A 13,252-nucleotide genomic window follows, 5' to 3' on the forward strand; every position below is an offset into this window, starting at 1 on the left:
TGCGTCCAGCATCTGATAGTAAACCTTCCTATCAGTGCAACGTACGGCCAACTCCCCACCCCCCACCTCCATTTGGAGCCGCCGTGAAGCACCCCTCAGGCATGTCGCGCCGCGCCCTGCTCACCCTGCTCGGCGCGTCCGCCGTGACCACCCCCCTGCTCGCCTCCCCGGCCGCCGCGGCCCGCGCCCGCGCGGGCGGGCTGGACGACCCGGCGAAGAAGGAGATCGCCATGCAGCTGGTGTCGAGCGCGGAGAACTCCTCGCTCGACTGGAAGGCGCAGTACAAGTACATCGAGGACATCGGCGACGGCCGCGGCTACACCGCCGGCATCATCGGGTTCTGCTCCGGCACCGGCGACATGCTCGACCTCGTCGAGCTCTACGCCGACCGCCGCCCCGGCAACGTCCTCGCCCCGTATCTGCCGGCACTGCGCCGGGTCGACGGCACCGACTCGCACGCCGGTCTGGACCCGGACTTCCCGGCGGACTGGCGCCGGGCCGCACAGGACGCGGAGTTCCGGCGGGCCCAGGACGACGAGCGCGACCGTGTGTACTTCAACCCCGCGGTCCGTCAGGGCAAGGCCGACGGACTACGGGTGCTCGGCCAGTTCGCCTACTACGACGCCATCGTCATGCACGGCGACGGTACCGACCCGACCAGCTTCCGCAACATCCGCAGGCGCGCCCTGAACCGGGCCCGGCCCCCGGCCCAGGGCGGCGACGAGGTCACCTACCTGCACGCCTTCCTGGACGCGCGGGTGTGGGCCATGAAGCAGGAGGAGGCCCACAGCGACACCAGCCGGGTCGACACCGCCCAGCGCGTCTTCCTGCGCGCGGGCAACCTCGATCTCAACCCGCCCCTGGACTGGAAGGTGTACGGGGACAGCTACCACATCGGCTGACCGCCCCGGGGCACCGCGGTCCGGCTACGGGCGCTGACCGATGCGGTCCACGACGCCCAGCTCCTGCCGGGCACGCGTCTCGTGGTACCGGTCGCGATGCCTGACCTTCCCGTCGACCAGGTCCGCGGTGCTCCCCTTCAGACGCAGCCCCAGGTACGTGTAGTCCGTCGCGTCGAAGATGAACGCGAAGTCGAACCCCGGGTAGGAGACGGCCACTCCCCTGCGGCCGAGGCCGTCCACAACCTCGCGGTCGATCCGGATGCCGGGGATCCGGGCGACCGCCTCGAACGTGCCCGCCTCCAGCCCGGGCGGCATGATCCGCGGGACCACGTAGAACTGGACGGCGTTGACGAACGCCTCCCTGTCGATGTCGGCCTGGCGCACCGGCCGCTCGCGGACCTCGCCCGATCCCGCCTTCCCTTCCACCACCTTGTCATCGGGGCCCCGGTCCCCCCGCAGCTTGTCCAGGAGCTGGTCCGGGTCCGTCGGCCACTTCGCCAGCTCGTCGTACTCGGTCGGCGGCCACCTCACCTCCTGCTTGCCCAGCGGCGGGTCGCGGTGGACCTTGCCGTACTCCTGACGGCTGGAGGGCTTGGAGCCGTCCACGGAGATCCAGCTCTCGTCGGTCCAGGTCTTGCGCTTCCCGCCCTTGTCATAGGTCCGGGTGACGCGCGTCTTGGTGTACACGTACTGGTCGTCGCGCGGAACCGGCGTCCCGGCGTCGTCGGCACGCGACCGTGCGGCGGCCTTGTGCAGCACTTCGGCCGCGCTCATCGTCGCCATCCGCGTGCCGTCCGCACCCCCGCCCCCTTGGCTCAGACCGGCGACGGCCACGCCGCCGGCAGCGACCGCCGTGGCGGTCCCGACCACGGCGACCCGGAGCATCAGCCGCCGGGACAGCGGCCTCGGGTGCCCGTCCCGGAGGATGGCGCGCCGCAGCCGGACGCGGGCGGCGGAACGGGCGTCGTCGGTGAGCGGGGCCACGTCGGCCTCGAACTCGCGTACCACGATGAGGTCATCCACGGTCGGTCTCCTCGGTCTCCTCGTGAAGGGCTGTGGGGTCCGCCCCGCCCAGTGCGGCGCGCAACCTGGTCCGCGCCCGGTTGAGCCGTGAGCGCACCGTGCCCACGGGGATGCCGAGGGCCTCCGCGGCCTCGGCGTAGTCGAGATCGCCCCAGGCGATCACCAGCAGCACGTCCCGGTAGCGCGCGGGCAACTTGGCGAGCGCGCCGGCCAGTCGGGCGCGGGAGTGCTCGGCGCCGACCCGCGCCACGACCCGGTCGTCCAGGGCCTCGGCGCCGTCGCCGGCCGTGGTCGAGGCGACGCGCGAGAACGCCCTCAGCCGCCGCGCCTCGGCACGCCGGTGCTGGCCGACGAGGTTGGTGACGATCCCGTACAGCCACGGGCGGGCCTGCGACCGCGACAGGTCGTAGCGGTGGCGCTGCTGGAACGCGATGACGAAGGTCTCGGCCATCAGGTCGTCGGCGGCCTCGGCGCCGAGCCGCCGGGCCGCGTAGCGGTGGATGTCGTCGGCGTACCTCTGGAAGAGGATCTCGAAGGCATCGGGCTCCTCCCAGGACCGCTCGACGACCGAGGCGTCGGACTCGACGCCGTCGCGGGGGACGACATCGGGAAGGTCTGCGACGCACGGATCGCCTGTCGATTGCATGCGGTTCCCTCGAAGTCATGGGCATGGTCGACTGCTGTTGGCCGATGCCCGCGAACGGGTTCCCGTCCGGCATGAGAGAGTGCTCGCACAGCCCGCCCGGGTCATAAAGTAGCCTTATGAGCTCATAGACCGGACCCGTGTACCAGCTTAGGCTTGCCTTAGTTTAGGCTTCCCGGCGAGATCGCTTGTCGCCTCTCGAAGGGAACCTGATCATGCCCCGCCCCCTGCGGGTAGCCATCGTCGGCGCCGGACCGGCCGGCATCTACGCCGCCGACGCTCTGCTCAAGTCCGACGTGGCCACCGAGCCCGGTGTGTCCATCGACATCTTCGAGCGGATGCCCGCCCCGTTCGGGCTGATCCGGTACGGCGTCGCCCCCGACCACCCCCGCATCAAGGGCATCGTCAAGGCCCTCCACCAGGTCCTCGACAAGCCTCAGGTCCGCCTCTTCGGCAACATCGACTACGGCACCGACCTCCACCTGGACGACCTGCGCGCCTTCTACGACGGCGTGATCTTCTCGACCGGCGCCATGGCGGACCGCGAGCTGAGGATCCCCGGCGTCGAGCTCAACGGCTCCTACGGCGCCGCCGACTTCGCCTCCTGGTACGACGGCCACCCGGACGTCCCGCGCACCTGGCCGCTTCAGGCGGAGAAGGTCGCCGTCCTGGGTGTGGGCAACGTGGCGCTCGACATCTCCCGGATCCTCGCCAAGACGGCGGACGAGCTGCTGCCGACGGAGATCCCGCCGAACGTCTACGAGGGCCTGAAGAAGAACAAGGCCGTCGAGATCCATGTCTTCGGCCGACGCGGCCCGGCGCAGGCGAAGTTCTCCCCGATGGAGCTGCGCGAGCTGGACCACTCGCCCAACATTGAGGTCATCGTCAACCCCGAGGACATCGACTACGACGAGGGCTCGATCGCCGAGCGGCGCGGCAACAAGCAGGTCGACATGGTCGCCAAGACCCTGGAGAACTGGGCGATCCGCGACATCGGCGACCGCCCGCACAAGCTGTTCCTGCACTTCTTCGAGTCGCCCGTGGAGATCCTCGGCGAGGACGGCGAGGTCGTCGGCCTGCGCACCGAGCGCACCGAGCTGGACGGCACCGGAAACGTCAAGGGCACCGGACAGTTCACCGACTGGGACGTCGACGCCGTCTACCGCGCGGTCGGCTACCTCTCCGACAAGCTCCCCAAGCTGCCCTGGGACATCGACTCGGGCACCGTCCCGGACGAGGGCGGCCGGGTCATCCAGGAGAGCGGCGAGCACCTGCAGTCGGTGTACGTCACCGGCTGGATCCGGCGTGGCCCGGTCGGTCTGATCGGCCACACCAAGGGCGACGCCAACGAGACCGTCGCGAACCTCCTGGACGACTTCGCGAACAGCCGTCTGCAGACGCCCGCCTCTCCCGAGCCGGAGGCCGTCGAGGCGTTCCTCGCCGAGCGCGAGCTCCGCTTCACCACCTGGGAGGGCTGGTACCAGCTGGACGCCGCCGAGAAGGCGCTGGGCGAGCCCGAGGGCCGCGAGCGCGTGAAGATCGTCGAGCGTGAGGACATGCTCAAGGCGAGCGGCGCGTAAGCGAGTTCGGCCGTACCGTGTGACGGGCGCGGCCGGGGGTGTGCCCCCCGGCCCCGCCCGTCACGCGTCTTCGTGCTCGACCGTGACGACGATCTTCCCGACCTGCGCGCCCGCCTCCAGGTACCGGTGCGCCTCGGCGATCTCCTCCAGGGCGAAGACACGATCCACGGCCGGCACGAAGGCACCCGTGCCCAGACCGGCGGCGACGAACGCCTCGGCGCGGCGCAGCCGTTCGGGGTCCCGTGTGATCCCGTGGAGGGTGTAGGTACGCATGTTCAGCGCGGGCATGCCGAGGTCGAATCCGGGGCAGGGCGTGGCCTCACCGCTCAACGCGCCGTACAGGAACAGCGTGCTGCCTGGGGCGACGACCCGGGCCAGGTCCACCACGCCCGGCCCTGCGACGGCGTCGAAGACGAACCTCGGCGCCGCGCCCCGCAGTCAGTTCCCGGACCCGGCCGACGAGGTCCTCCTCCTGCGTCACGATCACCTCGGCCGCGCCCGCCTTCAGCAGCGCCTCTCTCTTGGCGCGGGTCCGGGTGGTGGCGACGGGAACCGCGCCGAGACCGCGGACGACCTGGATGGCGGCCAGGCCCACGCTGCTGGACGCGGCCGTCACGACGACGGTGTCGCTGGCCCGCGCCCCGCCGGCCTCCACGGGCGCGCCGTAGGCCGTCGGATACGGCATCCACACCGCGGCCGCGGCGACGGCTCGAGCCCCTCGGGCCGCCGGAGCACCGCCCTGGCGGGGACGACGGCACGCCCGGCGTGGACCCCGTGGTCGTTCATGGAGAACGCCGGTACCACGCTGATGTGTCGGCCGATCGAGAACCCGGTCACGTCCGCGCCGACCGCCGCGTCCTCCGGGCGCAGCACCTCGGGCCCGCCGAGTTACAGACGGTCCGTTTCTCCCGTCGCACGGCCGAGGCAGGCGACATGGCCACCGAGGTGCGGTACGTCGATCTCCTGGAAGCCGAGGCGGTCGTAGAAGGCGCGGGCCGGAACGTTGGCCGTCGCCATCACCAGATGCACGGCCGGCACCCCGCGGTCGCTCAGGGCCCGCAGGAAGGTCCGCATCAACTCGCGGCCATGGCCCCGCCCCTGCCACTCGGGGAGCAGATCGATGTGCAAGTGGGCGGGATAGGCGGCGAGTTCGGGGATGATCATCCGCTCGGGGTGGTGCAGCAGCGGGACCATCGCCTCGTCGGGGGTGGTGGGCGGGCCACTGGATTCCGGATAGCGGCCGGCGACCAGGGGAAGCCACTTCTCACGGAAGGCGTCGACGAACCGGGGGGTGTCGGCGGTGCCGAGGATGTAACCGACCGCCCGCCCCCGTCCGTCGTCCAGGACGAAGGTGAGGTCCGGTTCCAGTTCCGCGTAGGGGGTCGCGAAGATCACCGGGAGGATCCCGGGGTCCTTGTACACCGGGCGGCTGTCGAGGCCGTTGTGCGCGGTGCGGATGCAGATGTCCTCAAGGGCGGCTCGGTCCTCGCGGCGGTACGAGCGGATCACGGCTGACGAAGTCATCGCAGCATCCTGCCTACTTGGGAGCGCTCCCACAACCCGGTGGGCGGAAGATCACCTGTTAGCGTCCTGCGATGTTCTCCCTCCAAGAGCCCGCCCTCTTCACCCGCCTGCGCGCCGCGCGGCGGGTCCTCGTCGCCGGCGCCGGTGGCGGTTTCGACATCTACGCCGGTCTTCCGCTGGCTCTGGCACTGGGCTCGGCCGGGAAGGAAGTACACCTGGCCAACCTGTCGTTCGCGGATCTGTACGGCCTCGACACGCAGGTGTGGCTGCGCGAGGACGTCGCGGCCGTACATCCCGACACCGCCGCCCGCGGCGACTACTTCCCCGAGCGCTCTCTGGCCCGATGGCTGGACCGCCAGGGGCTGCCCGCGACGGTGTACGCCTTCCCGAGCCTGGGCGTACGCCCCCTGCGGGCCGCCTATCGCCGCCTCCTCGACCACCTGGGACCGGTGGACGCGATCGTGCTCGTGGACGGCGGGACGGACATCCTGCTGCGGGGCGACGAGCACGGGCTCGGCACCCCGGAGGAGGACATGGCGAGTCTGGCCGCGGTGGCGGGGCTGGACGAGATACCCGAACGCCTCGTCGCCTGCCTCGGGTTCGGGGTGGACTCCTACCACGGCGTCAACCACTCCCTCGTCCTGGAGAACCTGGCCGCGCTGGACCGCGAGGGCGGCTACCTGGGCGCGTTCTCGCTGCCGCGCGCGAGCCGCGAAGGTGCCCTCTACCTCGACGCGGTGGCCCATGCCCAGGAGTGCACCCCGGAGCATCCGAGCATCGTCAACGGCTCCGTCGCCGCGGCCGTGCGCGGTGACTTCGGGGACGTCCGCTTCACCGCTCGGACCCGTGACAGCGAGCTGTTCGTCAATCCGCTCATGGCCCTGTACTTCTGCGTGGACGCCCCCGCCCTCGCCCGCCGCAATCTCTACCTCGACCGGCTGGAGGACACCGCGCTGATGCGCCAGATCAGTTCCGTCATCGCGGAGTTCCGTGACGAACTGCCGCGACAGCGGCCGCCGCGCGCCTATCCGCACTGAAGGTCACGTTTCGGGGAATCGGCCGTGATCGCAGGGCAAGGCTGTATACGCTCCAGGCTCGTCTTCACGCAACCTTCACAAGGGGGGCCTTGTCATGCGTATACGCCTTGCCGCCACGACCGCCGCCGCCACGGGCACACTGATCGCGCTCACGGCCGTACCGGCCGAGGCCGCCGAGTACACCTCCGCGCTCAAGGTCCGCGGTGTCCAGTACGACGCGCCCGGCAGCGACTCCAACAACTGCGCCACCGGGAACACCGACGAGGAGTATCTGACCGTCAAGAACTACTCGTCGACCAAGACCGTGAACCTGAAGGGCTACCTGGTCGAGGACGCGGTCGGCAACTTCTTCGAGTTCACCGCGAACCACTACCTCCAGCCCGGTGACTACGTGAAGCTCCGCGGCGGCCACGGCAGCGACTCCGACGCCAAGAACGTCGTCTACCGCGACAACTGCAACTTCATCTGGAACAACGACAAGGACACGATCTACCTGTACAAGCCCTCCGGGAGCAGGGCCGACGTGCACTCCTACACCAAGAGCGGCTCCGACCCGGACCGCAACGGCTACATCAAGTTCCACAGCTGAGCTTCCGGTGCCGGGCTCGGCGTGCCGGGCGCCCAGGCGAACAGCGCGTCGGCGGTGGCGAACCACGGGGCGGAGGCTCACCGCCCGTCCCAGTGGTACCGCCGTTCGGGCCGTCCCGCGTGGCCGTACCGCAGGGAGACCACCGCTCGGCCCGTGACCGCGAGGTGTTCGAGGTAGCGGCGGGCGCTGACCCGGGAGATGCCGACCCGCTCGGCGCATTCGGCGGCGGACAGGGTGCCCTGGACCGCGCGCAGCGCCCGTTCGACGAGCTCGGAGGTCTCCACGCTCATCCCCTTCGGCAGCGCCGGCGCCACCGTCGGCGCGACGACCCGCCCCAGCGCCCGGTCCACCTCGGCCTGCCCGCTGACCGTCCCGACGCACAGGTCGCCGCGCCGGGCGCTGTAGCGCTCCAGCCGGTCCTTGAGTTCATCGGCGTCGAACGGTTTCAGCAGGTAGTCGACGACGCCCTGGCGGACGGCGCGGCGGACCGCATCCGTCTCGCGGGCGGCGCTGATCACCATCACGTCGCAGTCGTGGCCCGCGGTCCGCAGCCGGGGAACGACGTCGAGACCGAACATGTCGGGCAGATAGAGGTCGAGCAGGACCAGGTCGGGCTCCAGCTCGGCAACGGCGGTGAGCGCCTGCTCCCCGCAATTCGCCGTGCCGACCACGCGGAAGCCCTCGACGCTGTCGACGAATCCGCGGTGGATGCGCGCCACCATGAAGTCGTCCTCGACCACGAGTACGTCGATCATCGGACCTCCTCCGTCTCCCGCTCGGCCGGCCGGCCCACGGACATCCAGGCCGTGAACACGGCGCCCGTCTCTGTGTTGGTCACCGACACCTCGCCGCCCCTGCGGGTGCACACCAGCCGGGTGAGGGCGAGGCCGATCCCGCGGTCGCCGCCCTGCGCGGCCTTGGTGGTGAAGCCGCGCAGGAAGACCTCCTGCGCGAGCTCGGGCGCCACGCCCGGGCCCGAGTCGCGGACCACGATCTCCACGCTGGAGGCGTCCTGCCGCAGTTCGACCTCCACCCAGGCGTCGGAGTCGTGCTCCGAGGCGGCGGCCGCGTCGAGGGCGTTGTCGACGAGATTGCCGAGCACGGTCGCCACGTCCGCGGAGTCCGTCGGCTCCAGCCGGTCCAGGGCGGTGCGCTCGGAGATCCGCAGCTGTACCCGGCGTTCCGCGGCGAGCGCGGACTTGGCCATGAGCAGCGCGGCGACGGCCCGGTCCCGGACCCGGCTGGTGAGGGTCAGGTCGAGGGACTCGCGGTGTCTGCGCAGGGCGCGGACGTACCGGACGACCTCGTCGTGCTCGCCGATCTGGATGAGCCCGGAGATGGTGTGCAGCTGGTTGGAGAACTCGTGGGCCTGCGCCCTGAGCAGTTCGGTGCTGCTGCGGAAGGAGCCCAACTCGCGTTCCAGCTGGGCCAGTTCGGTGCGGTCGCGGAGGGTCGTCACGGAGCCGAGGCGGCGGCCGTCCTTGGTGACGTCCATCCGGTTCATCACCAGCACCCGGCCCCGACGCACGACCACCTCGTCACGGCGCTCGGTGCCGTGGTCGGCGCCGGTCCCGGCCAGGACGTCGTACAGCCTGCCGGTGATCCCCAGGTCCGCCAGGCTCATGCCCACGCAGGGCTCGGGGAGGTCGAGCAGCTGGCGGCCGACGTCGTTGACGAGGGTGAGGCGCAGCCTGGGGTCGAGGGCGATCACACCTTCGGCGAGGCCGAACAGCATGGCCTCCCGGTGCTCGGCGAGGCCGGCGATCTCGCGGGGTTCGAGGCCGAGGGTCTGCCGTTTGATCCGCCGGGCCAGCAGCCAGGAGCCGGCGACGCCGAGCACGCTCGCGATGCCGAGGTAGGCGAGCAGATAGGAGGAGGCGCCGCTGAGGCGCTGCCAGGCCGACGGTGAGGCCCGTCCGATCATGACCGTCCCGACGTGCTCGCCGACATGGTCGTCGTGCTCGGCGAGCACCGGTGCCTGGGCCACCAGTTCACGGACCCCGGCCACCGGCAGCTCCCCGGACCAGCCGCGGGCCTGCGCGACGCTCGGCCCGTCGACCGGCAGCCGGGTGCCGACCAGGGTGGGGTTGGTGGCGGCCACGATCTCGCCGTCCGCGTCGGCGACGGTGACCGAGGTGACGTTCGACCGGGTCCGCGTGGTCTGCAGCAGCGGCGCCAGGGTCTCACCGGGCGCGGGCAGCACGAGCTGGGCACGCAGCAGGGGGTTGCCGGCCATCTCCTCGGCGAGGGCGGTCACCCGGCGTCCCTCGACCCGGTCGAAGGTCGCCTCGGACTGCGCCAGCGACACGGCGGCCACCGCGACCAGCACGACCACCACGATGGCGAGCTGCAGGACCAGCAGCTCACCGGCGAGGGTGGGGCGGCGGGATCTCACGACCACAATGAACTCAACCTTCAATGCTCACACAAGGCAGACGGGGTGTCCGAGGAATCGCACAATCATGGCGCCGGACCAGCCCCAGCGAAAGAGATGAGCCATGAGAACTCGCAGAGCCGCACTTCTCGGCGCTCTTGCCACTGTGTCGATGCTCGCCGTCAGCGCCTGCGGTGCCACCGCGGAGAAGGAGGACTCGGGGAGCGGGAGCTCCAAGCCCGTCAGCGGTCTGCGCCTCATGGTGCCCAACACCCCGGGCAGCGGGTACGACGTCACCGCCCGGACCGTCGCCCAGGTGATGCAGGACTCCAAGGTCGCCTCCGGCGTCCAGGTCTACAACCTGCCCGGCGCGGGCGGCACCGTGGGCCTGCAGCGCCTGGTGAACGAGAAGGGCAACGGCAAGCTGGCCATGCAGATGGGCCTGGGCGTCGTCGGTTCCGCGTACACCTCGAAGTCCGAGGCGACCCTGACCGACACCACGCCCCTGGCCAAGCTGATCGAGGAGGCCGGCGCGATCGTCGTGTCGAAGGACTCCCCGTACAAGACGATCGACGACCTCGTGACGGCGTGGAAGAAGGACCCGAAGAAGGTCGCCGTGGGCGGCGGCTCCTCGCCGGGCGGCCCGGACCATCTGCTGCCGATGCAGCTGGCGAAGGCGGTCGGCATCGAGCCGAAGAAGGTCAACTACGTCTCGTACGACGGCGGCGGCGAACTGCTGCCCGCGATCCTCGGCAACAAGATCGCCTTCGGCGCCAGCGGGTACGGCGAGTTCCTCGACCAGATCGAGGCCGGACAGGTACGGGTCCTGGCGGTCACCAGCGAGGAGCCCATCGAGGCGGTGAAGGACGCCCCCACCCTCAAGGGCTCCGGGATCGACCTGGTCTTCACCAACTGGCGTGGCATCGTCGCCCCTCCGGGGATCACCGACGCGCAGAAGAAGACCTGGATCGACACCCTCACCACGATGCACGACTCGAAGGAGTGGAAGGCCGAGCTGACCAAGCGCGGCTGGACCGACGCCTTCGTCACCGGTGATGAGTTCGGCAGCTATCTCAAGGACCAGGACAAGTCCGTCGCCGATCTGCTGGCAGAGCTCGGGCTGGCGTGAGCATGAGCTCCCCGATGACAGACGAGCGGACCGTGGAGGACGCCCCTCCGCCCCGGAGCGGGGACCGCGCACAGTACGGCGTGTGCGCGTTCCTCGTCCTGCTGGGCACCGCGGTGATCGTGGACGGGCTCGGGATCCCGCACATCACGAGCAGCACCGACCCGGTCGGGCCGCGCGCGGTGCCGGTGATCCTGGGCGTGCTGCTCCTGGTGGTCGCCGCGGTGTACGCGGTCGACGTGGCCCGGGGCGGCCGGGGTGAGCCGGAGGCCGGCGAGGACGTCGACCTGTCCCAGGGCAGCGACTGGCGGACGGTGCTGCTGCTGATCACCGCGTTCGTGGTGAACGCGGTGCTGATCGAGCGGCTCGGCTGGGTGATCAGCGGGGCCCTGCTCTTCTGGGGGACGGCCTTCGCCCTCGGCAACCGCCACTACATACGCAATCTGCTGATCGCGGTGACGCTGTCCCTCACCACGTTCTACGCCTTCGCGATCGGGCTCGGTGTGAACCTCCCGGCCGGTGTCCTGCAAGGGATCCTGTAGATGGACAACCTCGACAACCTCATGCAGGGCTTCGCGGACGTCGTGGCTCCGATGAACCTGCTGCTGGCGCTCATAGGCGTCGTCATCGGCACCGCGGTGGGCGTCCTGCCGGGCATCGGCCCGGCGATGACCGTGGCCCTGCTGCTGCCGGTCACCTACGGCATGGAGCCGGTGCAGGCGTTCATCATGTTCGCCGGCATCTTCTACGGCGGCATGTACGGCGGCTCGACCACCTCCATCCTGCTGAACACCCCCGGTGAGTCGTCCTCGGTGGTGACGGCCATCGAGGGCAACAAGATGGCCAAGGCGGGGCGGGCCGCGCAGGCGCTGGCGACCGCCGCGATCGGTTCCTTCGTGGCGGGCACCATCGGCACCCTGCTGCTGGTCCTGGTGACCCCGTTCGTGGTGGACTTCGCGGTCAGCCTGGGCGCACCGGACTACTTCGCCCTGATGCTGCTGTCCTTCATCGCGGTCACCTCCGTGCTGGGCGCCTCCCGTGTCCGGGGTCTGATCTCGCTGCTGCTGGGTCTGACGATCGGTCTGGTAGGCATCGACGCGGTCTCCGGACAGCAGCGGCTCACCCTCGGCATCCCCCAGCTCGCGGACGGCATCGACGTGGTGGTCGTCGCGGTCGGCATCTTCGCCGTCGGCGAGGCGATGTGGGTGGCCGCGCATCTGCGGCGCAAGCCCGCCGAGGTCATCCCGGTCGGCACGCCGTGGATGGGCGCCAAGGACTGGAAGCGGTCGTGGAAGCCCTGGCTGCGGGGCACGGCGTACGGCTTCCCGTTCGGCGCGCTGCCGGCCGGCGGAGCGGAGATCCCCACCTTCCTGTCGTACGCGACGGAGAAGCGGCTGACCAAGCACCCCGAGGAGTTCGGCAAGGGCGCCATCGAGGGGGTGGCCGGCCCCGAGGCCGCGAACAACGCCTCCGCCGCCGGCACCCTGGTCCCGATGCTGGCCATCGGTCTGCCGACCAACGCGACCGCCGCCGTCATGCTCGCGGCCTTCCAGTCGTACGGCATCCAGCCCGGCCCCCTGCTGTTCGAGCGCGAGGCGAGCCTGGTGTGGGTGCTGATCGCCAGCCTCTTCATCGGCAATCTGATGCTGCTCCTGCTGAACCTGCCGCTGGCGCCCGCCTGGGCGAGGCTGCTGCGGATTCCGCGCCCCTATCTGTACGCGGGGATCCTGTTCTTCGCGTCGATGGGTGCGTACGCCGTCAACGCCCAGCCCCTGGACCTGTTCCTGCTGTTGCTCCTGGGACTCCTCGGCTTCGGGATGCGGCGGTTCGGCCTGCCGGTGCTGCCGCTGATCATCGGTGTGATCCTCGGCCCCCGCGCCGAGCTGCAGGGGCGGCGCTCCCTGCAGCTCTCGGGCGGCGAACTGTCGGGGCTGGTGGGCGGACCGGTGTCCTACGCCGTCTACACCACGATCGTCCTGGTGCTGGTCTGGCCGCTGGTCCGGCGGTTCGTCGTACGTCCCCTGCGTGAGCGAAGTGCCTGAGAGGAAGAGCAGAAATGACCGTACTGGTCGGATACGTACCCTCCCCCGAGGGTGAGGCCGCGCTACGGGCGGGGATCGACGAGGCCCGGCTGCGGGGTGAGAAGCTGCTGGTGGTGAACACCTCGCGCGGAGACGCGTATGTGGACCCACGGTTCGCGCAGGAGCCGGATCTGGCCCATGTCCGGGAGGATCTGGCCGCGCTGGGCGTCGAGTTCGACATCCGCCAAGTGCTCGGCGGGGGCGACGCCGCCGAGGAGATCATCGAGCTCGCGGAGCGGGCGGATGTGTCCCTGGTGGTGATCGGGCTGCGGCGCCGCAGCGCGGTCGGCAAGCTGATCACGGGCTCGGCCGCGCAGCAGATCCTGCTGGGAGCCGACTGCCCGGTTCTCGCCGTGAAGGCGGCGGTGTAGCG

Annotated in this window: 15 protein-coding genes; 8 read left to right on the plus strand and 7 right to left on the minus strand. The window is 70.6% G+C overall.

Going from position 1 to position 13,252, the window contains the following annotated elements; genetic code table 11:
• Window positions 1-101: 101 nt before the first annotated feature.
• A complete protein-coding gene (locus tag PH203_RS36540; protein WP_289925904.1) occupies window positions 102-902 on the plus strand; it encodes a chitosanase in 801 nt (266 codons plus the stop codon).
• Window positions 903-926: 24 nt separating this feature from the next.
• On the opposite strand, the gene PH203_RS36545 is transcribed toward PH203_RS36540, so the two are convergent.
• On the minus strand, window positions 927-1,925 hold the full coding sequence (locus tag PH203_RS36545) for a CU044_5270 family protein (RefSeq protein WP_289925774.1): 999 nt from the start codon (window positions 1,923-1,925) through the stop codon (window positions 927-929).
• Complete coding sequence (locus tag PH203_RS36550) at window positions 1,918-2,571, minus strand: sigma-70 family RNA polymerase sigma factor (protein ID WP_289925775.1); 654 nt, start codon at window positions 2,569-2,571, stop codon at window positions 1,918-1,920. Before PH203_RS36550 ends, PH203_RS36545 begins: the two co-directional genes overlap by 8 nt.
• Window positions 2,572-2,783: 212 nt before the next feature.
• On the opposite strand from PH203_RS36550, the gene PH203_RS36555 reads away from it, so the two are divergent.
• Window positions 2,784-4,148, plus strand: a complete 1,365-nt coding sequence (locus PH203_RS36555) for an FAD-dependent oxidoreductase (protein WP_289925777.1) — start codon at window positions 2,784-2,786, stop codon at window positions 4,146-4,148.
• Window positions 4,149-4,208: 60 nt separating this feature from the next.
• Here the strand turns inward: PH203_RS36555 and PH203_RS36560 are convergent, their stop codons facing one another.
• The 3 genes from PH203_RS36560 to PH203_RS36570 form a co-directional block, all read right to left on the minus strand.
• Entirely contained in the window at window positions 4,209-4,586 is a 378-nt protein-coding gene (locus tag PH203_RS36560) for a zinc-binding dehydrogenase (protein ID WP_289925906.1), read from the minus strand.
• Window positions 4,468-4,764, minus strand: a complete 297-nt coding sequence (locus tag PH203_RS36565) for a zinc-binding dehydrogenase (protein WP_289925908.1) — start codon at window positions 4,762-4,764, stop codon at window positions 4,468-4,470. The genes PH203_RS36560 and PH203_RS36565 overlap by 119 nt, the downstream gene beginning before the upstream one ends.
• 272 nt (window positions 4,765-5,036) lie before the next feature.
• Window positions 5,037-5,672, minus strand: a complete 636-nt coding sequence (locus PH203_RS36570) for a GNAT family N-acetyltransferase (protein ID WP_289925778.1) — start codon at window positions 5,670-5,672, stop codon at window positions 5,037-5,039.
• 71 nt (window positions 5,673-5,743) lie between these two features.
• Between PH203_RS36570 and PH203_RS36575 the strand changes: the two genes are divergently transcribed.
• Window positions 5,744-6,709 (plus strand): DUF1152 domain-containing protein, encoded by a 966-nt coding sequence (locus PH203_RS36575; protein WP_289925779.1) that lies wholly within the window; start codon window positions 5,744-5,746, stop codon window positions 6,707-6,709.
• Window positions 6,710-6,803: 94 nt separating this feature from the next.
• Window positions 6,804-7,298 (plus strand): lamin tail domain-containing protein, encoded by a 495-nt coding sequence (locus tag PH203_RS36580; RefSeq protein ID WP_289925781.1) that lies wholly within the window; start codon window positions 6,804-6,806, stop codon window positions 7,296-7,298.
• Between the two features lie 77 nt (window positions 7,299-7,375).
• Here PH203_RS36580 and PH203_RS36585 read toward each other — a convergent pair whose 3' ends face one another.
• Together PH203_RS36585 and PH203_RS36590 are read right to left on the minus strand one after the other, a co-directional pair.
• Window positions 7,376-8,053: a response regulator gene (locus PH203_RS36585; RefSeq protein ID WP_289925783.1), complete on the minus strand. Its 678-nt coding sequence runs from the start codon at window positions 8,051-8,053 to the stop codon at window positions 7,376-7,378.
• Entirely contained in the window at window positions 8,050-9,699 is a 1,650-nt protein-coding gene (locus PH203_RS36590; protein ID WP_289925784.1) for an ATP-binding protein, read from the minus strand. The genes PH203_RS36585 and PH203_RS36590 overlap by 4 nt, the downstream gene beginning before the upstream one ends.
• A 97-nt stretch (window positions 9,700-9,796) precedes the next feature.
• Between PH203_RS36590 and PH203_RS36595 the strand changes: the two genes are divergently transcribed.
• Genes PH203_RS36595 through PH203_RS36610 form a run of 4 tightly spaced genes read left to right on the plus strand, consistent with a single transcriptional unit; the run spans window position 9,797 to window position 13,250 of the window.
• A complete protein-coding gene (locus tag PH203_RS36595; RefSeq protein ID WP_289925785.1) occupies window positions 9,797-10,801 on the plus strand; it encodes a tripartite tricarboxylate transporter substrate binding protein in 1,005 nt (334 codons plus the stop codon).
• A gap of 2 nt (window positions 10,802-10,803) precedes the next feature.
• Entirely contained in the window at window positions 10,804-11,340 is a 537-nt protein-coding gene (locus tag PH203_RS36600; protein ID WP_354671295.1) for a tripartite tricarboxylate transporter TctB family protein, read from the plus strand.
• Window positions 11,341-12,840, plus strand: a complete 1,500-nt coding sequence (locus tag PH203_RS36605) for a tripartite tricarboxylate transporter permease (RefSeq protein WP_289925787.1) — start codon at window positions 11,341-11,343, stop codon at window positions 12,838-12,840.
• A gap of 14 nt (window positions 12,841-12,854) precedes the next feature.
• Window positions 12,855-13,250, plus strand: a complete 396-nt coding sequence (locus PH203_RS36610) for a universal stress protein (protein ID WP_289925788.1) — start codon at window positions 12,855-12,857, stop codon at window positions 13,248-13,250.
• Window positions 13,251-13,252 lie beyond the last annotated feature (2 nt).

Origin of the sequence: Streptomyces sp. S.PB5 (assembly GCF_030403745.1) — a bacterium.
Classification (GTDB): domain Bacteria; phylum Actinomycetota; class Actinomycetes; order Streptomycetales; family Streptomycetaceae; genus Streptomyces.

What these genes read in the sequence shown, in the direction of transcription:
- PH203_RS36605 (WP_289925787.1), top strand. Translation starts at nt 11,341, where the DNA reads ATGGACAACCTCGACAACCTCATGCAGGGCTTCGCGGACGTCGTGGCT.
- PH203_RS36550 (WP_289925775.1), bottom strand. Translation starts at nt 2,571, where the DNA reads ATGCAATCGACAGGCGATCCGTGCGTCGCAGACCTTCCCGATGTCGTC.
- PH203_RS36570 (WP_289925778.1), bottom strand. Translation starts at nt 5,672, where the DNA reads ATGACTTCGTCAGCCGTGATCCGCTCGTACCGCCGCGAGGACCGAGCC.
- PH203_RS36610 (WP_289925788.1), top strand. Translation starts at nt 12,855, where the DNA reads ATGACCGTACTGGTCGGATACGTACCCTCCCCCGAGGGTGAGGCCGCG.
- PH203_RS36580 (WP_289925781.1), top strand. Translation starts at nt 6,804, where the DNA reads ATGCGTATACGCCTTGCCGCCACGACCGCCGCCGCCACGGGCACACTG.
- PH203_RS36600 (WP_354671295.1), top strand. Translation starts at nt 10,804, where the DNA reads ATGAGCTCCCCGATGACAGACGAGCGGACCGTGGAGGACGCCCCTCCG.
- PH203_RS36595 (WP_289925785.1), top strand. Translation starts at nt 9,797, where the DNA reads ATGAGAACTCGCAGAGCCGCACTTCTCGGCGCTCTTGCCACTGTGTCG.
- PH203_RS36575 (WP_289925779.1), top strand. Translation starts at nt 5,744, where the DNA reads ATGTTCTCCCTCCAAGAGCCCGCCCTCTTCACCCGCCTGCGCGCCGCG.
- PH203_RS36555 (WP_289925777.1), top strand. Translation starts at nt 2,784, where the DNA reads ATGCCCCGCCCCCTGCGGGTAGCCATCGTCGGCGCCGGACCGGCCGGC.
- PH203_RS36540 (WP_289925904.1), top strand. Translation starts at nt 102, where the DNA reads ATGTCGCGCCGCGCCCTGCTCACCCTGCTCGGCGCGTCCGCCGTGACC.
- PH203_RS36585 (WP_289925783.1), bottom strand. Translation starts at nt 8,053, where the DNA reads ATGATCGACGTACTCGTGGTCGAGGACGACTTCATGGTGGCGCGCATC.